Below are 20,137 nucleotides of genomic sequence, written 5' to 3'. Positions count from 1 at the left end.
GAGCTCACAGCCGCGCGATGGTCTGCACGTCCTCGCCGAACTGCCGGGCGGTCTCGTCGGAAACGGTCGCACGGGTCGCACGCAGCGCCTCGAGATAGTCGGCCGTCGACAGCACATTCGTCCGGGAAGCGATGTCGACCAGCTCCTGACGCAGTGATGATGCCAAAGCCTCCTGCGAAGCACGCCGGGCCGCGTACTCGATATCTGCCGGGGTCAGCCCATCACTGGCATCGACGAGTACAGCAAGATCGACACCGGAGATCGTGTGCTCGGGAATGTAACGCGACCAGATCGCCTCCCTGGCCGTGGCATCGGGCAGACCGATCGGAATGACATAGTCGAAACGCCCATGCCGTAGAAACGCCGCGTCGAGAGCGCGGACGAAGTTCGTCGCACAGATGAGCAGCCGGCCCTCCCGGTCCCGGAACTCCGCGACCTGCTTGAGCAGCTCATTCGTCACTCCCTGAGTCGGCGAGGGCGGTTCACCGCCGCGTTTCGACGCGATCTCCTCAACCTCGTCGATGAACACAACAGCATGCTCAAGCTCGTTGATCTGCTCAAACGTCGTGCGCAGACCAGCGGCCACACCACCGGGTTCACCGGAGAGGCGTGAGGGGAAGACCTCGACGAACGGCCAATCCAAACGCGACGCCACCGCCTTCGCAAACGTCGTCTTCCCCGTCCCCGGAGGACCGAAGAGCATGACCGCTCGAGGTGGGACCACCCCGAAATGATCGGCGAGATCCGGTTCGGCCAAAGGCACGACGAGGCGGTCCTCGAGCATGTCCTTCTCCTCCTGCATTCCGCTCACCCCGTCCCAGAGGTGGCGCGGCAGGATCCGTCCTCCGACTGTTTTGAGCCGGTCGAGCTCACGGCGCTGGACGGGCAGGTGCCGTTCGACGTACTTCAACCCGGAACGGGCCTCGAAACCATTGGCCACAAGACCATCGCAGGCCGGGGTTCCGGCGGGAATGAGCATCGACAGTTTGCCCAAACCCAGCGGCATGAGGCGACGTTCGAGCGCATCGAGGAGCCCCGCCTCGGCGCGAGGTCCCTGCCCCGGATCGGCACGCACCCTCTCCAGGACATGGAAGAACACGAGCACGCCCTGACCATGGGCGGCACGGCCGACGGCGGCGCCGACGATCTCCTCATCGCGTACGGCAACGACCGCCTGATTGCGCTGGCAGGTGGCCAGCACTTCGGAAAGCGGATAGAGCGGGGGAGCGGTCGCTGCAGACTCCGGCATGGCGGCCTCAAAGAGACGGATGAGTCCGTCGAGATCATCATCATGGAAATCGCGGATGCGGGTGCGGGTCATCGAAAACTCCTTCGGTTTCGGTGGCGGGCAGGGTCCAAGCGTAAACGACTCCCGGCCACCGGCCGTGATCTGTCTCTCACCGACGAACGGCGGGGCCGCCTCGGCGAGGGAAAGGGACCAGGGGCGCGAGGGCGCGGAGAACGCGAACCCGTGAGGATGTTCACCAGATCGTGATAGCTCGTGCGCGTGATTCGCGACGAAGACCATCCGCAACGCGGGTGGACCACTGCACTTGTGAGACGACGTGGGCGGTATCCTGGGACTATGGCGATTCTCGGTGACAGGGCAGCAGCGACTGCCATTGACGCGTTCGGTACCGTCGGCACGGCAATGGTGACCCCATTCAAACGCGACGGAAGCATCGACTATGCGTCCGTGGAGAAGGTGGCGAACCACCTCGTCGAGCTCGGCAACGACATGCTCGTCGTCTCCGGGACCACCGGCGAATCACCGACGACGACTGACGACGAGAAGGTCGAACTGCTGCGCGTCGTGCGCGGGGTCATCGGCAACCGGGCGAAGATCATCGCCGGCACCGGCAACAACGTCACCGCCCACACCATCGAACTCTCGCGGCGCTCGGCCGATGCGGGAGCCGACGGCATCCTCATCGTCACCCCCTACTACTCGAAGCCGACGCAGCCGGCGATCGAAGCGCACATGCGCGCGGCCGCCGACTCGACCGACCTGCCGGTGATGCTCTACGACATCCCCGGACGGGCCGGCGCACCGATCATCACGGATACGCTGCTGAGGCTGTCCGATCATCCGAACATCCTCGCGGTCAAGGACGCCAAAGGCGACCTCTTCGCGTCCTCGTTCGTGATGAACAACTCATCGCTGGTCTACTACTCCGGCGAAGACGCCCTCAACCTGCCGCTGCTGTCCCTCGGCGCGCTCGGACTCGTATCCGTTGCCGGACACGTGTGCTCCGACCGCTTCGCGGCGATGGTGGCCGCAGTGGCGAACAACGATCTCAACACCGCCCGCGTCCTCTCCCGCGATACCGCGGATGTCGTGGATGCGCTCATGAACCACATGCCGGGAGTGACCTCGGCGAAGGCCGCTCTGCAGGCCCAAGGAATACTCGACAACCGCGATGTGCGGATGCCGCTGCTCCCAGCTGATGAGGAGCAGGTGGCGTTCGTCACCGCCCAATTGACCAGGAGTGGTTACCTCAGTGAATAATGCATTGACCCAAGAACTGTCCCGTCCGCCGAGGATGGACAAGGAAGCCGTCCGCATCGTCGCACTCGGCGGCCTCGGCGAAGTCGGGCGCAACATGACCGTGTTCGAGTACCACGGCAAACTCCTCATCGTCGACTGCGGCGTGCTCTTCCCCGAAGAGGACCAGCCCGGCGTCGACCTTATCCTCCCCGACTTCTCGTACCTCGATGACCGCCTCGACGACATCGTCGGCCTCGTCCTCACCCACGGCCACGAGGACCACATCGGCGCGGTTCCCTACCTGCTGCGCCGCAAGGGAGACATCCCGATCCTCGGCTCGAAGCTGACGATCGCGCTCATCGAAGCCAAGCTCAAAGAACACCGGATCAAGCCGATCACCCGCGTGGTCAAAGAAGACGATGTCGATCAGCTCGGTCCCTTCGACCTCGAGTTCGTCGCCGTCAACCACTCGATCCCCGATGCCCTGGCCGTGTTCATCCGCACCGGGGCCGGCAACATCCTCCACACCGGTGACTTCAAGATGGACCAGCTGCCGCTCGACGGCAGGATCACCGACCTGCGTGCCTTCGCCCGCCTCGGCGAAGAGGGCGTCGACCTGTTCATGACGGACTCGACGAACGCTGAGGTCCCCGGCTTCACCGCGCTGGAGAAGGACATCGGGCCCGTGCTCGAAAACCTCTTCGGCACCGCCGAGCGCCGGATCATCGTCGCCTCCTTCTCCTCCCACGTCCACCGTGTGCAGCAGGTGCTCAACGCTGCGACCGCCCACGGACGCAAGGTCGCACTGGTCGGCCGGTCGATGGTGCGCAACATGAAGATCGCCGCCGACCTCGGGTACCTCGACGTGCCGGACGGCACGCTCATCGACATCAAGAAGGTCGATGACTACCCGGAGGACCAGATCGTCCTCATGTGCACCGGATCTCAGGGTGAGCCGATGGCGGCACTGTCGCGCATGGCCAACCGCAGCCACCGCGTCGACGTGGGCGACGGCGACACCGTCATCCTCGCCTCCTCGCTCATCCCCGGCAACGAGAACTCCGTGTTCAAGGTCATCAACGGCCTGATGAAGCTCGGTGCTCGCGTGATCTCGAAGGCCGATGCGAAGATCCACGTTTCCGGCCACGCCTCCGGCGGCGAGCTGCTCTACTGCTACAACATCGTCAAGCCCCGCGGCGTCATGCCCGTCCACGGAGAATGGCGCCACCTGCTGGCCAATGCGCGCCACGCCGAGGCGACGGGAGTCGACCCGAACAACATCGTCCTCGCCGACGACGGCTGGGTCGTCGACCTCAAGGACGGCCACGCCGAGGTGGTCGGGGCTGTCGACTGCAACTACGTCTTCGTCGACGGCTCGTCGGTCGGCGAGATCACCGAGGCCGACCTCAAGGATCGTCTCGTCCTGTCCGGTGAGGGCTTCGTGACGATCTTCATGGCCGTGAACTCGCAGACGAAGTCGCTCATCGCCGGCCCCGAGATCCATGCCCGCGGTGTGGCCGAGTCCGACGATGTCTTCGACTCGATCATGCCGAAGGTCCAGAAGGCCGTCGAGGATGCTCTGCGCGACGGCACCACCGACCAGTACCAGCTGCAGCAGGTCGTGCGCCGCACGGTCGGCCGCTGGGTGTCGTCGAAGCTGCGTCGCAAGCCGATGATCGTCCCCATGGTCGTCATCGTCTGAGTCGGCTCTGTCGGCAGGCGCGCTCATGAGGGCCGCCTGCCGTCAGCAGCGCGCATCGCCGAGCAGCAGCGCGCGCATCAGCGCGCAGAGCAGCACCTTTGCCAGACCGCCGAGCAGCACCGTTGCCAGCGCGACGAGCAGCACCTTTGCCAGCGCGCGCATTGCCGAGCAACATTGGCAGCGCGCCTACGAGTTCCTGCGCCCACGGCGTGTGCTTTTCAGCGCGGTCGTCCGGAAACAGCACGGTCTTTGCCCCGAGCTGAAGTCGGACGACCGCGCTGATGCCATTCACAGGCCTGCATGGGCGCTTCCATGCGCCTGCTCGTCTCACTAACCACTTTTCGTACAGTGCATCAGTAAAAAAGCTGATGCACGGTACGAAATGTAGTGCGACCTGCACCAAATGTGGTGATCCGCGTACCAAATGTGGTGTCAGGGCACGCCCACCCTGATGCACGCTCCGGCGCCGAAGCGGGTGTCAGGCGCGGGCGGTGGGCTCCGGCTCGTCGTCATCGGCGGCAGAGCCATCGGCGGCAGAGCCGTTGGTCTCCGCGCCGGTGCTGTGCGAATCGCCGGCGGCAGCGCCTGTGCCATTCGTGCCGCCGTTCGAACCGCCGGCGGCAGAGCCGTTGCCGTCGCCCTGAGTTGCATGGCCTCCGGCACCGACCTCGATGCCCGGCAGGGGTTTGCCCGGTGACCTGCGGGCGAGGACGACGGCCACGGCGAGGCCGACGATGAGTGCCGTGAGCACGACGGTGCCGGCATTGAACCCGAGGCCGTTGAGGCCGATGAACGCCAAGGCGCCCGCAGCCAGCGAATAGATGAGCATCGGGACCGACGTGCGGCGGATGAGCTCGCCCTCGCGGCCCACCAGACCCACCGTCGCCGAGGCGGCCACCACATTGTGCACGGCGACCATGTTGCCCGCGGCACCGCCCACGGCCTGCGCGGCTACGACCGTCTCGGGGCTGGCCGCACCGATGGCGGTGCCGGTCGAGAACTGGAACTGCGAGAACATGATGTTCGAGACCGTGTTCGAACCGGCGATGAACGCGCCGAGAGCACCGACGAACGGGGCAAGCAGCGGCCACGCGTCTCCGACGGTCGAGGCGGCCGCCTCGGCGAGGGTGACCGGCATGGATTCGAGCCCGGCCCCGTTGTAATCGGCACCGGAGTTGATGAAGACACGCACCAGCGGCAGGGAACACAGCAGGGCCACGGCGGCACCGGCGATCTGCGAACCGGCGATCTGCCAAGACCCGGCGATCTGCTTCTTCGTCATCCGATGGATGAAGTAGGTCAGCCCGCAGGCGAGGACGAAGATCGCGCCCGGGGACCACAGCAGATCCATGTTCTGATTGATCGCAGTGCCGAAGATGCCGTCGATCTTGATCACCGCGGGGCCGTTGAGGAACTCCTTGATAGCCGGAACATTGCGGGTGATGAGCAGCAGCGCGACGACGATGAGGTAGGGCGACCAGGCGCGGACCATCGACATCTTCTTCTGCAGCTGAGCCTTCTCCTTGTTCGGGTCGACGGTGCCCATCCAGAACGCCGGCCATTTCTCCCTGGGCGCGAAGTCCCAGGTCTTCTTCGGCATGAGGAAGCCCATCCGCGAAGTCGTCACGACGATCGCCAGACCGATGAGACCACCGAGCAGGGACGGGAACTCGGGTCCGAGCAGATTCGCCACGATGAGATAGGGGACGATCATCGCCAGCGCCGCATAGATCGCGAACGGAGCGACGGCCAGTCCATCGGCGAACCGACGATTGGCGCCGAAGAACCCGGTCATCATGCAGGCCAGAAGAAGCGGGATGAGGATACCGCAGATGGCGTGGATGAGAGCGACCTGTGCGGCGGTATGGGCGACGAACTCGGCCTGATTGAGACCGAGCTGCCCGGCACGTGCGGCGACATCGGCCGACATCGATCCGTCCTCCTGCGCGAGTCCGGTGCCGATGCCCAGCACCATCGGTGTGCCCACGGCGCCGAAGCTCACCGGCGTCGACTGGATGAGGAGACCGGCGAGGACCGCGGCGATCGCCGGGAAGCCGAGGGCGAGCATGAGCGGAGCGACGACGGCCGCCGGGGTGCCGAAGCCGGCAGCGCCCTCGATGAAGGAGCCGAAGAGCCACGCGACGATGATGACCTGCACACGCCTGTCCGGAGAGATCGCGATGAAGCCGGAGCGGATCGTCTCGATCGCTCCCGAGCGGGTGATCGTGGCCAGCAGCAGAAGCGCGCCGAAGACGATCCACAGCAGACCGATCGCCACGAGGAGACCTTGGACGACGGAGGCGCCGATCGTCACCCACTCGATCTTCCACGCGAAGTTCGCCACGAGCGCGGCGGCGATCAGTCCGACGGGCATCGCGTATTTGGCCGGCCAGCGAAAGCCGATGAGAAGGATTCCCGCCAACAGAATGGGGGAGAGGGCCAGTAGAGCTGCAACAGCGAGGTTGTCCACTGCGAGTCCGATCTGCGGCGTCGTTGCCGCGTCGATCCAAGGACGCAGCCTGGGCGACGCTGTCCCTTCTCCGACCGAGAACTTCGGGTGGTCGGTGCTGGTCGGCCGCCTCGGCGAATCCACGAAAGATGGTGCTCTGCACATCGTCTCCGGCCCGCGTCGCGGAGTCAACGAACACACCGTCTCGAATCCGGGATAGGGTTTGACGAGACGTGCATCACCTCATAGTCTTTCGTTGTGTGAACATACATTTTCACGATGTGAAAGTTTCGCAGGCCAAACCCCGTTGACCAGCGAGAACGACGCACCACGCGGTGCGGACAAAGACGCAGCAACTCTGTGCTGACTAAGGAGAACCATCGATGACCGCTCATATCGAAAACCTGGACATCCCCGCCGGGATGGAGATCACCGGTGAGCTGCCGGACGGGGCTGAAAAGGTCCTCACCCCCAAAGCGCTTGAGCTCATCGTCGACCTGCACCGGAAGTTCAACGGCGAGCGCCTGGCCCGTCTCGAAGCTCGCAAGGAACGTCAGGCCGAGATCGCCGCAGGCAAGGACCTCGACTTCCTGCCCGAAACCGCCGAGATCCGCAACGACCCGAGCTGGCAGGTCGCACCGCCGGCACCCGGCCTCGAGGACCGCCGGGTGGAGATGACCGGGCCGACATACAAGAAGATGACGATCAATGCCCTGAACTCGGGTGCGAAGGTGTGGCTGGCCGACCAGGAGGACGCGAACACCCCACAGTGGGATTCGGTCATCCAGGGCCAGATCAACCTGCTCGATTCGCTCAACCGCGAGATCGACTTCACCTCGCCCGAGGGCAAGTCCTACACCCTGGCCCCCGAGGAGGAGCTGCCGACCATCGTCGTCCGCCCCCGTGGCTGGCACATGCCGGAGAAGCACATCCGCATCGACGGTGAGGAGACCTCGGGCTCGCTCGTCGACTTCGCCCTCTACTTCTCCACCGCCGGGCAGATCCAGATCGAGAAGGGCAAGGGTCCCTACTTCTACCTGCCGAAGATGGAATCCCACCTCGAGGCCCGTCTGTGGAACCAGGTCTTCGAGGTCGCCGAGGATGCCTTCGGCCTGGCCCGTGGCACCATCCGCGCGACCGTGCTCATCGAGACCTACCCCGCGGCCTTCGAGATGGAGGAGATCCTCTACGAACTGCGCGAGCACTCCGCCGGTCTCAACGCTGGTCGCTGGGACTACATCTTCTCCGTGATCAAGAACTTCCGTTCGCGCGGCGACGACTACCTGCTGCCGGACCGCTCGGACGTGACGATGACCGTGCCGTTCATGCGCGCCTACACGGAACTGCTCGTGCGCACCTGCCACAAGCGCGGGGCGCACGCCATCGGCGGCATGTCCGCGTTCATCCCGTCGAAGGACGAGGCTGAGAACAAGGCCGCCTTCGACAAGGTCCGCGATGACAAATCCCGTGAGGCCGGCAACGGCTTCGACGGCTCCTGGGTCGCTCACCCCGGCATGGTCGCCCTCTGCAAGGAGGTCTTCACCGAGACCCTCGGCGACAAGCCGAACCAGATCGAGAACAAGCGCGAGGACGTCAATGTCGTCGCCGCTGATCTCCTCGATGTGAAGTCGACCCCGGGGTCGATGACCGAGCAGGGTCTGCGCACCAACGTCTCCGTGGGCATCCAGTACCTGCGCGCCTGGCTCGAGGGCAATGGCGCGGTGGCCATCAACGGTCTCATGGAGGATGCGGCGACAGCGGAGATCTCCCGTTCCCAGGTGTGGCAGTGGCTGGATGCCGGCATCACCCTCGACTCGGGGGAGAAGGTGACGAAGGAGCTCGTCGAGCGCGTCGTCGCCGAGGAGGTCGCGAAGCTGCCCGGTGACGACGCCGGTTGGAAGGACGCCACCGACACCTTCGTCTCGGTCGCGCTGGCTCCCGACTACGTCGACTTCCTCACCCTGCCGGCCTACGCCCGCATGCCGTGATCCGGATTCGGTGCTGACACCGAACGCCCCCGAAATCTGTGCCCAGAGCGCCGATTTCGGGGGCGTTCTTCGCTAAGCTCGACATACATCGGCGCGGCCCGATGACCGCACAGAGGAACGGTCGGAGGAACGACCGCAACGACGAAGAGCGACCAGCAGTGCCACCACCAGCAGGAACCGAGACAGGGATGACCCGGACCACTGACGAACTGCCCCGACTGGCCAGCCCCGGCAGCATCGCCGAGCTCTCCGAACTCCTCTCGCGCGCCCATGCCGAATCCCGCACCGTCGCCGTCTTCGGCGGCGGCACCGCCTTCGACGACCATCCACCCGCGCCCACGCCGGGGCTGCTGCTCGACCTGTCCGGACTCGCCGAGGTGGCCGGACACTCCCGCGACGACAAGACCCTTCGTGCCGGTGCGGGAGCGAAGATCAGCGCACTCAATCGGCAGCTTGAGAACGCAGGGCAGGAGATCCTCGCCGACCTGCCCGCCGATCGCATCGATGCCGGGTCCAGCTTCGGCGGGATGATCGCCACGGCCGCGACCGGCCCGGCCCACCTCAACCGTCCCCGACTGCCCGAGACGGTGCTGGCCGTGACCACGGTCGGCGCCGACGGGACCATCGCCCGCACCACCGAAGGGCTCTCGCCGGAGTTGGCCGGCTGCGAGCTGCCCGGACTCGTCACGGGCTCGTGGGGAAGCAGGGCGATCATCGTCGAGGCCGAAATCCGTGTCAGAGCCCGACCCGAATCCCGCGGATTCGTGTGGATACCCGGCGCCGAGGCGGCCCCCGCCCTCGTGGGCGCTCGCCGTGTGCCGGATGCGGTCGTCCTCGAACGCCCGCCCGGTTCACCGGCGGCGACGGTGGTCCTCTTCGAAGGCCCAGGCGAGCTCGTCGAATCCGAGAGCGACCGCCTCGTCGAGCGAATCCCCGGCGCCACCGCCTGCGCCCGTCCGAGCTGGTGGGGCACACGGGTGCGGACTCCCGTGACGATCAGTGTGTCCGTGGCCCCCGATTTCCTGCCGAGCCTGCTCACGACGATCGACCGGCTCGAAACCGCGATCGGCTATCCGCTGCAGCTGCGGGGGAGTGCGTCGGGACGTGTCGAACTCGGAGTCGGCGCCCCGGAGACCGAACCGGGAGTGGCCACACGCGTCGTGCTCGAACACCTGCGCTCCTTCGGCCTGCACCGCATCAGCGCACGGCTGCTCCATGCTCCGGCGCCGGTCTGGGACGAACTCGACGCGTGGGGGCCGCTGCCGGGCAGTCGCGGGCTGCAGGAGATCAAGGACCTGCTCGACCCGCGCGGAATCCTCGCGCCGGGCCGTGGCCTCGGCGGGATCTGAACCCGACTGCTCTATTTCACCAACAGCACCGGGCAGTCGGCTTCGAGGATCACCTGCTGGGCACTCGACCCGAGCAGCAGCTTGACCACGGGGGAGCGGCGTTTGGCCGCCATGACGATGAGCCGTGCCGCATGCGTGGAGGCCAGGTCGAGGATCTGCTCGGCGAGGTCGGAACCGGCACGGTGGACCTCGAACTCCAGGCCCGCCTCGGCGAGGGCGGTGCCCAAACGGGAGCATTCGGCCAGAGGGGACGTCGACGGGGCGGTGGTCGTGTCCGTGCCGAACACGACCGCCCGCACGCAGGCGTTCTCACGTCGGGCCGCCGCGATCGCCTGCTCGAGCACGGCCTCCGAGGCATCCGTTCGCAGGGCCAGGACGACGGTCGCGGTCGCAGATCCGAGACCGGGTGACGCCGTCACCCGCAGGGTGGGGGCCGGGAAGCGGCGGTGCGGAGTCGAATAGAGATCAGTCATGGTTGCTCCGCTCAGCCGATTCCGATGACGCCGATGGCCACACCCACGGCGAGCATGACGAGGGCGACGATGAGTGCCCGCCACAGCACCTTCTTGTGGTGGTCGCCGAGTTCGACGCCGGACAGGGACACGAGCAGCAGGATCGCCGGCACCAGCGGTGACTGCATGTGCACGGGCTGGCCGGTGATCGAGGCGCGGGCCATGTCGGCCGCGGAGATGCCGAAGTGGGAAGCGGTCTCGGCGAGCACGGGCAGGATGCCGAAGTAGAAGGCATCGTTGCTCATGAAGAACGTCATCGGGATCGACAGCAGACCGGTGATGACGGCCATATAGGGGCCCATCGCGTTCGGGATGACGTCGACGAGCCACGCGGCCATCGCATCGACCATTCCCGTGCCGGACATGATTCCGGTGAGCACGCCCGCGGCCATGACCATGGCGACGACGGAGATGATCGCAGTCGCGTGGCTGGCGAGCTCCTCCTGCTGGTCCTTCATCTTCGGGAAGTTGACCATGAGCGCGATGACGGTGGCGATCATGAACAGGTACGGCAGCGGCAGAATGTCGGCGATGAGCAGAACCATCACGGCCACGGTGAGTGCGAGGTTGAACCAGAACAGCTTCGGCCGCAGTGTCGCGCGATGGGGATCGAGCGCGGTGTTCGCCAGGGCCGAACCCGAACCGGCGGATCCAGTTGCGGGGGCAGGGGAGTCGAGGGTCGCCTCGGTGGCGGTGCCGTCCGATCCCGTCCCCGAGGCGGCCGTGCCGTGCCCGCTCGCAGTCGCTGCCTGCCCGGTGCCTGCCGTCGCTGACTTGCCCGCGGTGGTCGTCGTCGACGATCGGCCCGCCTTGCCTCCGGCTATGGCGCCGACGAGATCCGACCGGGACCGGCCGGATCCGGACTCCTCGACCCAGGCCACACCGTTCTTCGCCAGGCGACGACGCTCGGAGAGGCCGAGCAGATATGCGAAGAGGAAGCACACGAGCAGACCCGCGACCAGCGAGGGCACCATCGGGGCGAAGATCTCGTTGGCGTCGATCTGCAGCGCCGATGACGCACGTGCGGTCGGCCCGCCCCAGGGGACGATGTTGAGCGTGCCGTTGATGAGACCGGCCACACAGGTGAGCACGACCGGGGACATCTCGAGGCGCTGGTAGATCGGCAGCATTGCGGCGGTGACGACGATGAATGTCGTCGATCCGTCGCCGTCGAGGGAGACCGCTCCGGTGAGCAGGGCGGTGCCCATGACGACCTTGACCGGGTCGTGGCCGGCGACCTTGAGGATGAATTCGACGAGCTTGTCGAAGAGGCCGACGTCGATCATGATGCCGAAGTAGATGATGGCGAAGAGCAGCAGCGCTGCCGTCGACGACATCGAGGCGATCGCGTCCATGACCATCTCTCCGATGCCCAGACCGGCTCCGGCGAAGAGGCCGAAGATCGTGGGCACGAGGATGAGTGCGAGGATCGGTGAGAGTCGCTTGGTCATGATCAGCGTCATGAAGACACCGATCATGGCGAAACCGAGGATGACGAGCACGAGAGCTTCTCCTTCGAAGGCGAATGTGAGGCTGAGAACACCGTAGGGTCCAGATCACATGCTTCGCGCGCTTGTGTGCACTGATGGCGTTTAGATCATTGACCACCTTTTGCGCATTGCGCTCAAACCGGTCTACGCTTGCCGCGTGCCAAGGCCCCGCCAATCGTTCTCCCGTCGTGTGCTGATCTCTCAGCTCGCGCTCGTCGTCGTCATCCTGGCGCTGGTGACCGGGGTGTTCGCGTGGATGGGGGCGCGCACCGTCACCGAGGTGACCGAGACCGAAGCGCTGTCCACTGCCCGCACTCTCGCGATCGACCCGGATGTCCGGGCCGCCGCGACACAGGCCTCGGCCGAGCACGCTTCTGCGCCCGATGAGCAGCTTGTGAAGTCGATGCTGAAGATCACCGACGATCTGCGTGACCGTACTGGTATCAGCTTCGCCGTCATCACCGACGACCGCGGCATTCGGCTGACTCACCCGGACCGCACGAAGATCGGGCACAAGGTCTCGACCTCACCGGATGAGGCGCTGGCCGGACGCGAGAACGTCTCCCACGAATCGGGCACGCTCGGTGAGACCGTTCGAGCGAAGGTCCCGATCTATTCGAGTGAGGATTCAAAGACGGTCGTCGGCGAAGTGTCTGTGGGTATCTACGCCTCGGTGCTCGATGCCGATGTGCGCCGGGAGATGCTGCTGCTGGGCACCGTGGCCGTGCTGGCATTGGCGCTCGGAGGTGTCGTGTCGTACCTGCTCGGGCGTCGGCTGCGTCGGGAGACTCTCGGAGTCGGGCCCGAAGAGCTCGCCGAGATGGCGCGAGACCAGGCAGCCGTGTTGCGCGGTCTCGACGACGGAGTGCTCGGCTTCGGCAACGACGGCGCGCTGACCCTGAGTAACTCGAACGCGAAGGAGCTGCTTGGGGCGGCCTCGGGGGAGGACAGGGTCGCCGGTACGGGCAGGGCCGCCTCGGCGCGGGGATTCGACGGGGATGACGAGATCGACGTGCCCGACGAAATCACCGCGATGATGGCCGAAGCCCCGGCCGAAGGAGCCCTGCGCCGGCGGATCACGATCGGTGAGCGGATCCTCCTGGCCACCGCTGTGCGGGTTCAGCGCGACGGGGTGTCCGTCGGCGGGGTCGTGACTCTGCGTGATGAGACCCAGATGCTCGCCATGGCTCGGCAGCTCGAATCCGTCACGGCCATGGCGCGGGCCCTGCGCACCCAGCGCCACGAGTTCGCCAACCGATTGCACACCGTGCTCGGCCTCGTCGACACCGGAGCCACCGACGAGGCCCACACGTATCTGTCCTCGCTGCTGGGCACCGGGCCGATCACGACCCCAGTCGAGGACATCGATCTGATCTCCGACCCGTATCTGCGTGCCGTTCTCGAGGCCAAGGGGACCACTGCCGCCGAGGCGGGAGTGACCCTGGCCGTGACCCCGGATTCCCTGGCTGTGGGTACGGTCCGCGATCCCGAGGCGGTCACACTCATCCTCGGCAACCTCATCGACAATGCCGTGCGTGCGGCCGTTGCCGGGCACCGATTCCCGGGATCGGGCGGCCGCGTCGAAGTGCAGCTCCTCAGCGCCGGCGCCGAACTCCACGCCGTCGTCACGGACACCGGCGACGGGGTCGATGCGGACCTGTCGGAGACGATCTTCGACGAGGGATTCTCCACCGTCGAGGCCGCCTCGGCGACGGACTTCGGCATAGGACTGACAACGGGAACCGGGACCGGGGACGCTCATGGGCTGGGCATCGGTCTCGCACTCAGCCGCCGCATCGCCGAGTCCGGAGGCGGCCGGGTGTGGCTCATCGACGGCCGCGATCCGGACCTCGGCGGGGCGAGCTTCGGAATGGTCCTGCCCGAGGCGCTCGACGATACGGCAGACGACAGCTCACAGCGATCTGAGGAGAGATGATGGTCAACGTTCTCGTGCTCGATGACGACTTCTTCGTCGGGCAGATCCACGCCCGCTACGTCGACGAGGTGCCCGGTTTCACCGCGCTCGAACCCGTGCGCGACCTGAAGACGGCGCGCGAGGTCATCGCCTCCGGCGGTGTCGACCTGCTGCTCGCGGACTATGTGCTGCCCGAAGGCACCGGGGTCGAGCTCGTCCGTGAGACCGATATCGATGCGATCGTGCTCTCGGCGGTGACGGATCCCCAGGTGGTGAGGGCCTCGCTGCGGGCCGGGGCGATGACGTACATCGTCAAACCCTTCGCGGCCGAGGTGCTGCAGAATTTCCTCCGTCGCTATGCCCGGTTCCGTCGGTACTGGGAGCGGGAGAAGGTCGGGCAGGCCGATCTGGAACGTCAGCTGCGCAACCTCCACGATGCGTCCGCGTCGGGCGGATCCGGGGCGAGTCCGGCCGGGTCGTCGACGACGAGTCGGATCCTTGAAGCCCTCGAGGAGGCGAGCGGTCCGATGACGGCCCTCGAAGTCGCCGAGGCGGTCGGGGCCTCCCGCGCGACCGCGCAGCGGCATCTGGCGAAGCTCGCCGAAGCGCGCACGATCACCGTCTCCCTGCAGTACGGGTCGACGGGCAGGCCCGAACACCTCTACGCCACCCGCTGAACCTGCACGGGCGAGTGGGGCCGCCTGCGCTGAGTGGGCGAAAAGGGCGGACGCGGCGCGGGAACAACGGCCCAGAACGACCGGCGAGGTGTACTTCTGCGAGATTCGTGCAGGACGACCGCTTCAGGCGACTCGGTTCTGAGATTCATCGGTCGCACGCGAGGCGGCATCACCGGCGAGGAGATCGTGTTCGCAGGGCAGCTCGCGCATCCGCAGCAGCGGCTTCGGGCAAATATAGGTCGGTAATGGATACTTTTTCGCGAAATTTCTCTCCGAAGGTGACCTACGTTTGGGGTGCAGACGGGTTTGCCGGCGGATCCACGGCGAAATTCGCTCGGGAAGCCACGAGGGATCGACCAGACAACCCAGGCGAGACGGTGCCCGGGATGAGGTTCCTTCGAATTCGGCGAACTTCAGGGGTGGAACATCCGGCTGATCGGGCCTCCGACACCCCAGCTGACGTCGATACTTGTCCGGCACGGCTCGTCCACCACACGCCACACCACCCGCCTCGCCACACGCCGAAACCTGCGGATTTGCTGGGCAGGAGCGCAATATCGTCCTAAGATGAGAGACATGGCAACCAGAACGACTTCCCCCGCTTCTGGTTCCGGGAAACGCACAGCGCGCAAAAACGCTGGTCGGTCCGGTCAAGCGGGGACCGAAGAACCCGGGACAAACGTTGTCACCGGTGCATGGAGGGGAGTGGCCCACATGGCCGGAAACCGTGCGCGAAAGACTCTCAGCGACGAACCGACCGATCAGTCACCGACGAAGCGGGACGGCACAGCCTTCTTCCTCATCGGCCTCTCGATCGTCATCGCCGCCTTCGAATGGTGGAATATCCCCGGCGCGATCAGCGACGGCGTCCGCGGCATCGTCGAAGGCACCTTCGGGCGAGTGGCTCTGGCCCTGCCCGTGATCTTCACCTGCTACGCGATCCGCCTGTTCCTGCGCGGCGACGACAATCGCGGCAACAACCGCATCCTCATCGGGATGATCTTCGGCCTGCTCGCCGCCTCCGGCCTGGCACACATCGCCGCCGGCAACCCGTCCTTCACGAACTCCCGCGAAGCCATGGCCAACGGGGGAGGAGCCCTCGGCTTCGTCGTGTCCTCGCCCCTGGTCGTCGCGACCACCGTCTACGTGGCGGTGCCGCTGCTCGTCCTGCTCGGACTGTTCTCCCTGCTCGTGGTCACCGCGACCCCGGTGCGCGCGATTCCGAAGCGTCTCACCGACCTGTACTACCGACTCACCGGCGGTGCCCGACCCGGCCGGACCGCCGAGGTGGACTCCGAGGGCAACCCCGTCGACCTCGTCGCCGACAACAGCCGCACCTCCGACCTCAAGCCCGTGATGGGCGCGAAGCGCCGGAGCCGGAAGAAGAAGACCGACATCCCGGACTCCGACAAGAAGTCCGACGACGACGCTGTCACCAAGGCCTACGACAAGGCCTACATCCACGAAGACGATGTCAGCGACGAAGAGGCCGACACCACGGTCATCGACACCGAACCGAAGCTCAAGCCCGGCCAGCGCCGTCCGACCAAGGCCGAACGCGAGGTCGCCGAGCTCAAGAAAACCATCGGCATGGACGACGACGCGAACCAGGCGAAGAAGTCCGAGTCTGCAGCCGCCTCGACGCCGGTGCCGGTGACGAATGCACCCCCGCCGCCGCCCACGGAGCAGCTGCCCGAACGCGTCGAACAGCTCACGCTGGCCGGCGACGTCACCTACACCCTGCCCGCCTCGGACAACCTCCAGCCCGGACCTCCCGCGAAGGAACGCTCCGAGGCCAACGACCGCGTCGTCGAAGCCCTGCGCGATGTGCTCGAGCAGTTCAAGATCGACGCCGAGGTCACCGGATTCTCCCGTGGCCCCACGGTCACCCGCTACGAGGTGGAGCTGGGCGCCGGCACAAAGGTCGAGAAGGTCACGGCGCTGTCGAAGAACATCTCCTACGCGGTGGCCAGCGCCGACGTCCGCATCCTCTCGCCGATCCCGGGCAAGAAGGCCATCGGCATCGAGATCCCGAACTCCGACCGTGAGAACGTCGCCCTCGGCGATGTGCTGCGTTCGAAGGCCGCCCGCAAGACCGACCACCCCATGGTCATGGGCGTGGGCAAGGACGTCGAGGGCGGATTCGTCGTCGCCGACCTGTCGAAGATGCCCCACCTGCTCGTCGCCGGTGCCACCGGTGCCGGTAAGTCGAGCTTCGTCAACTCGATGATCACCTCGATCATGATGCGCGCGACACCCGACGAGGTGCGCATGATCCTCGTCGACCCCAAGCGCGTGGAGCTGACGATCTACGAGGGCATCCCGCATCTGATCACCCCGATCATCACGAACCCGAAGAAGGCCGCCGAGGCGCTCGAGTGGGTCGTGCGCGAAATGGACGCCCGCTACGACGACCTCGCCCAGTACGGGTTCAAACACGTCAAGGAGTTCAACAAGGCCGTCCGCGAGGGCCGCATCCATCCGCCGGCCGGATCCGAACGCGTCCTCCAGCCCTACCCCTACCTGCTGGTCGTCGTCGACGAGCTCGCCGACCTGATGATGGTCGCCCCGCGCGACGTCGAAGCCTCGATCCAGCGCATCACGCAGCTGGCCCGTGCCGCCGGCATCCACCTGGTGCTCGCCACCCAGCGTCCCAGCGTCGACGTTGTCACCGGCCTCATCAAGGCCAATGTGCCCTCACGACTGGCCTTCGCAACCTCCTCGCTGGCCGACTCACGAGTCGTGCTCGACCAGCCCGGTGCGGAGAAGCTCATCGGCCAGGGTGACGCCCTGTTCCTGCCCATGGGCGCGGCGAAGCCGATGCGTGTCCAGGGCGCCTGGGTCAACGAGTCCGAGATCGAGAAGGTCGTCGACCACGTCAAGGGCCAACTCAAGCCCAACTACCGCGAAGACGTCGCCGTCGAGGCGCCCAAGAAGGTCATCGACGAGGAGATCGGCGACGATCTCGACCTCCTGCTCCAGGCCGTCGAACAGGTCGTGACCACCCAGTTCGGTTCGACGTCGATGCTCCAGCGCAAGCTGCGTGTCGGCTTCGCCAAGGCCGGCCGGCTCATGGACCTCATGGAGTCCCGCGGCATCGTCGGGCCCTCCGAGGGGTCGAAGGCCCGCGATGTGCTCGTACGCCCCGACGACCTGCCGGGAACCCTGGCCATCATCAAGGGCGATACTCCTCCGCCCGAAGATGACTCCTCCGGGGCCGCGGCCGAACCCGAAGGACAGGACCATGGCCAGTCCGGGCATGCCTCGGCGGCGGGAGACTACGACGAGGAGTTCGAGGACTACGGACAGTCGTCGAACCCCGGTTCGCAGTCGTCGGACCACGGACGCGACCGCTACGCCCACGGTGTCGGCCACGCCGAAGACTTCAGCGTCGGCGATATCGACCCGGAGACCGGGCTCGAAGTCGTCGAAGCCAGCGGAGACGACGCCTGGCAGCTCACCGGGCGGTGAGTCTCGAACCCACCCCTTCGCCGAGGCGGCCGTCCGTGACCACGGACGGCCGCCTCGGCGATTGTGGCTGCGATGATCTGTCCAGCTCACTCCGATAGGGTGGAGTCGTGAACGATCGAGTCGAGGCCGGAGCCTCTCAGCAGCCCGCCGCAGAACCGAGCCCATGGAACATTCCGAATGCGCTCACGGTGCTGCGCATCCTCATGGTGCCCGTCTTCCTGGTCCTCCTCCTGGCCCAGGGAGGCGACGATGTCACCACCCGCTGGTGGGCCCTCGTCGTGTTCCTCCTGGCGATGCTCACCGACAAGATCGACGGTGATCTGGCCCGCAGATACAACCTCGTGACGAACTTCGGCAAGATCGCCGATCCGATCGCCGACAAATCGCTCATGGCCGCCGCCCTCATCGGGCTCGCGATCATCGTCGAACTGCCCTGGTGGGTGCCGGTGATCATCCTCGTGCGCGAACTCGGCATCACCGTGCTGCGGTTCTTCATGATCCGCATCGCCGTCATGCCCGCCTCACGCGGCGGGAAGATCAAGACGGTGCTGCAGACCGTCGCCATCGGACTCTTCCTGCTCATCTTCCCGTTGGCGCACCTGGTCCCGCCCGTCGTCTACGTCGTCCTGCTCGTCTTCGCGTGGGTCGTCATGACCGGGGCCATCGTCGTCACCCTCGTCACCGGCATCGACTACTGCGTGCAGGCGGCGAAGCTCTACAAGGAGGCGAAGGCCGGCGGTTCGAGTGCGGCAGGGGACGGGGCCCGTGACTGAGACCGAGCTGTTCGAATCCAACCGGCGGATCATCGCCACCTGCACACGACTGGGTCTGTCACTGGCCTCGGCGGAATCCCTGACCGGAGGGCGCTTCGTCGCCTCACTCGTCGACGTTCCCGGTGCCTCAGCCGTTGTGCGCGGGGGACTGGTCACCTACGCCACGGACCTCAAAGCCAGCCTCGCCGGAGTCGATGCCGACCACCTCGAGGAGACCGGGCCGATCGACCCGGTCGTCGCCGCACAGATGGCCGTCGGCACCGCTCAGAGATGCGTGGCCGACATCGGGATCTCATGCACCGGGGTGGCCGGGCCCGACCCGCAGGACGACAAGCCGGTGGGGCTCGCCTACACGGCGATCGCCTTCGGCGGCAAAGCCACAATCTTCGAACACGAGTTCAGCGGCGACCGCAACGCCATCCGCAATCAGACGGTGCAGGCGATGGCGGTCAACCTCGACGAATTCGTCACCGCACTTGCCTTCGGCCCGGCCCCCGAACAGTCGCAGCCTGCCCCTGCCGAGAGCACCGAGCCCGGGGCGGTCGGGCCGTCAGGGGAATAACTTCGATGCTTAAGAGGTTGACCGAGTGATGACCATCGGACGTAATCTCTCCAAAGTCTTCGAGTGGACTGGCAAAACCATCCGCTCGGGGAACCAGGTTGGTGCTGTGTCACGGCCAGGTTGTAAGGTTATTGGAACCACCACGACGGAACGCGCTGACAAAGGGAGGGCCGCGTTATGTTATTGAGAGTCGAAATCGGCGACGCGCTACGCTCCGCCCGCCGTCGTCAAGGACGCACCCTTCGCGATGTCTCCACCGGTGCCAGCGTTTCGCTCGGCTACCTGAGCGAGATCGAACGCGGACAGAAGGAAGCCTCCTCGGAGCTGCTGTCGGCCATCTGCGAGGCACTCGATCTGCCGCTGTCAGCGCTGCTGTCCTCGGTTTCCGATCGCTTCGCCCTCGAAGAGGGAGTGCAGATCCCCGACACCATCCCGCAGGAACTGTCGGACAAGATCCTCGGCCATCCCGAGAGCTACTCCGGGCCACGCCTGGCCGCCAAGCCCTGATGCGGCACACGCTCTACTGGATCCTCATGAACGAGGAATTCGGTGAGGCGCGTGCTGCCTCCCTGCACACCGACCTCACCCTCAGCTCGCTCGGCTCACGCACCGCCGCAGAGGCGTTCTCGGCAGGAGTCGAACCCCGCGACATCTGGATCGCAGTCTGCGATTCCATGGGCGTGCCCGAATCCCGCCGCCTCGGCAAAGAGAAACCGCGCGCCACCCCGTTCTGATTCGTGCTGATTCCCGCCGACCGCAGA

Annotated in this window: 16 protein-coding genes; 12 read left to right on the top strand and 4 right to left on the bottom strand. The window is 66.1% G+C overall.

Going from position 1 to position 20,137, the window contains the following annotated elements:
- Positions 1-4 precede the first annotated feature (4 nt).
- Complete coding sequence (locus EB836_RS08355; protein ID WP_135539359.1) at positions 5-1,321, bottom strand: ATP-binding protein; 1,317 nt, start codon at positions 1,319-1,321, stop codon at positions 5-7.
- A 264-nt stretch (positions 1,322-1,585) separates the two neighbouring features.
- Here EB836_RS08355 and dapA point away from each other — a divergent pair, with 264 nt between their 5' ends.
- Positions 1,586-2,509 (top strand): 4-hydroxy-tetrahydrodipicolinate synthase, encoded by a 924-nt coding sequence (dapA, locus tag EB836_RS08350; protein WP_135539357.1) that lies wholly within the window; start codon positions 1,586-1,588, stop codon positions 2,507-2,509.
- Between the two features lie 34 nt (positions 2,510-2,543).
- Positions 2,544-4,190 carry a ribonuclease J gene (locus tag EB836_RS08345; protein ID WP_135539665.1) on the top strand — a complete coding sequence of 549 codons (1,647 nt, stop codon included), beginning with the start codon at positions 2,544-2,546 and terminating at the stop codon, positions 4,188-4,190.
- A gap of 478 nt (positions 4,191-4,668) precedes the next feature.
- On the opposite strand, the gene EB836_RS08340 is transcribed toward EB836_RS08345, so the two are convergent.
- Positions 4,669-6,660: an L-lactate permease gene (locus EB836_RS08340; RefSeq protein WP_240689736.1), complete on the bottom strand. Its 1,992-nt coding sequence runs from the start codon at positions 6,658-6,660 to the stop codon at positions 4,669-4,671.
- Between EB836_RS08340 and EB836_RS08335 the strand changes: the two genes are divergently transcribed.
- From EB836_RS08335 to EB836_RS08325, 3 genes are all read left to right on the top strand, one after another.
- A complete protein-coding gene (locus EB836_RS08335; RefSeq protein ID WP_135539355.1) occupies positions 6,653-6,859 on the top strand; it encodes a hypothetical protein in 207 nt (68 codons plus the stop codon). The two genes, EB836_RS08340 and EB836_RS08335, sit on opposite strands and share 8 nt — an antisense overlap.
- 163 nt (positions 6,860-7,022) lie before the next feature.
- Positions 7,023-8,627, top strand: coding sequence for a malate synthase A (gene aceB, locus EB836_RS08330; protein ID WP_135539353.1), 1,605 nt, complete (start codon positions 7,023-7,025; stop codon positions 8,625-8,627).
- Positions 8,628-8,815: 188 nt separating this feature from the next.
- Entirely contained in the window at positions 8,816-9,976 is a 1,161-nt protein-coding gene (locus EB836_RS08325) for an FAD-binding oxidoreductase (protein ID WP_167854402.1), read from the top strand.
- A gap of 11 nt (positions 9,977-9,987) precedes the next feature.
- On the opposite strand, the gene EB836_RS08320 is transcribed toward EB836_RS08325, so the two are convergent.
- Both EB836_RS08320 and EB836_RS08315 read right to left on the bottom strand, forming a co-directional pair.
- A complete protein-coding gene (locus EB836_RS08320) occupies positions 9,988-10,449 on the bottom strand; it encodes a universal stress protein (protein ID WP_135539349.1) in 462 nt (153 codons plus the stop codon).
- 11 nt (positions 10,450-10,460) lie between these two features.
- Complete coding sequence (locus tag EB836_RS08315; protein ID WP_135539348.1) at positions 10,461-11,990, bottom strand: CitMHS family transporter; 1,530 nt, start codon at positions 11,988-11,990, stop codon at positions 10,461-10,463.
- A 145-nt stretch (positions 11,991-12,135) separates the two neighbouring features.
- Here EB836_RS08315 and EB836_RS08310 point away from each other — a divergent pair, with 145 nt between their 5' ends.
- From EB836_RS08310 to EB836_RS08280, 7 genes are all read left to right on the top strand, one after another.
- Positions 12,136-13,914 carry an ATP-binding protein gene (locus EB836_RS08310; RefSeq protein WP_135539346.1) on the top strand — a complete coding sequence of 593 codons (1,779 nt, stop codon included), beginning with the start codon at positions 12,136-12,138 and terminating at the stop codon, positions 13,912-13,914.
- On the top strand, positions 13,911-14,570 hold the full coding sequence (locus EB836_RS08305; RefSeq protein WP_240689735.1) for a response regulator: 660 nt from the start codon (positions 13,911-13,913) through the stop codon (positions 14,568-14,570). The genes EB836_RS08310 and EB836_RS08305 overlap by 4 nt, the downstream gene beginning before the upstream one ends.
- 714 nt (positions 14,571-15,284) lie before the next feature.
- Positions 15,285-18,041, top strand: a complete 2,757-nt coding sequence (locus tag EB836_RS08300; RefSeq protein WP_135539344.1) for a DNA translocase FtsK — start codon at positions 15,285-15,287, stop codon at positions 18,039-18,041.
- 107 nt (positions 18,042-18,148) lie between these two features.
- Positions 18,149-18,814 carry a CDP-diacylglycerol--glycerol-3-phosphate 3-phosphatidyltransferase gene (pgsA, locus tag EB836_RS08295; protein ID WP_135539342.1) on the top strand — a complete coding sequence of 222 codons (666 nt, stop codon included), beginning with the start codon at positions 18,149-18,151 and terminating at the stop codon, positions 18,812-18,814.
- Positions 18,807-19,376, top strand: coding sequence for a CinA family protein (locus tag EB836_RS08290; protein WP_205683339.1), 570 nt, complete (start codon positions 18,807-18,809; stop codon positions 19,374-19,376). The genes pgsA and EB836_RS08290 overlap by 8 nt, the downstream gene beginning before the upstream one ends.
- Positions 19,377-19,553: 177 nt before the next feature.
- A complete protein-coding gene (locus EB836_RS08285; protein WP_135539340.1) occupies positions 19,554-19,883 on the top strand; it encodes a helix-turn-helix transcriptional regulator in 330 nt (109 codons plus the stop codon).
- Positions 19,883-20,110 (top strand): DUF3046 domain-containing protein, encoded by a 228-nt coding sequence (locus tag EB836_RS08280; RefSeq protein WP_135539338.1) that lies wholly within the window; start codon positions 19,883-19,885, stop codon positions 20,108-20,110. Before EB836_RS08285 ends, EB836_RS08280 begins: the two co-directional genes overlap by 1 nt.
- Positions 20,111-20,137 lie beyond the last annotated feature (27 nt).

The organism is Brevibacterium sp. S111, assembly GCF_004745075.1.
Classification (GTDB): domain Bacteria; phylum Actinomycetota; class Actinomycetes; order Actinomycetales; family Brevibacteriaceae; genus Brevibacterium.
The sequence above is the reverse complement of the archived record's forward strand: the minus strand, read 5'-3'. Positions and strand labels throughout refer to the sequence as shown.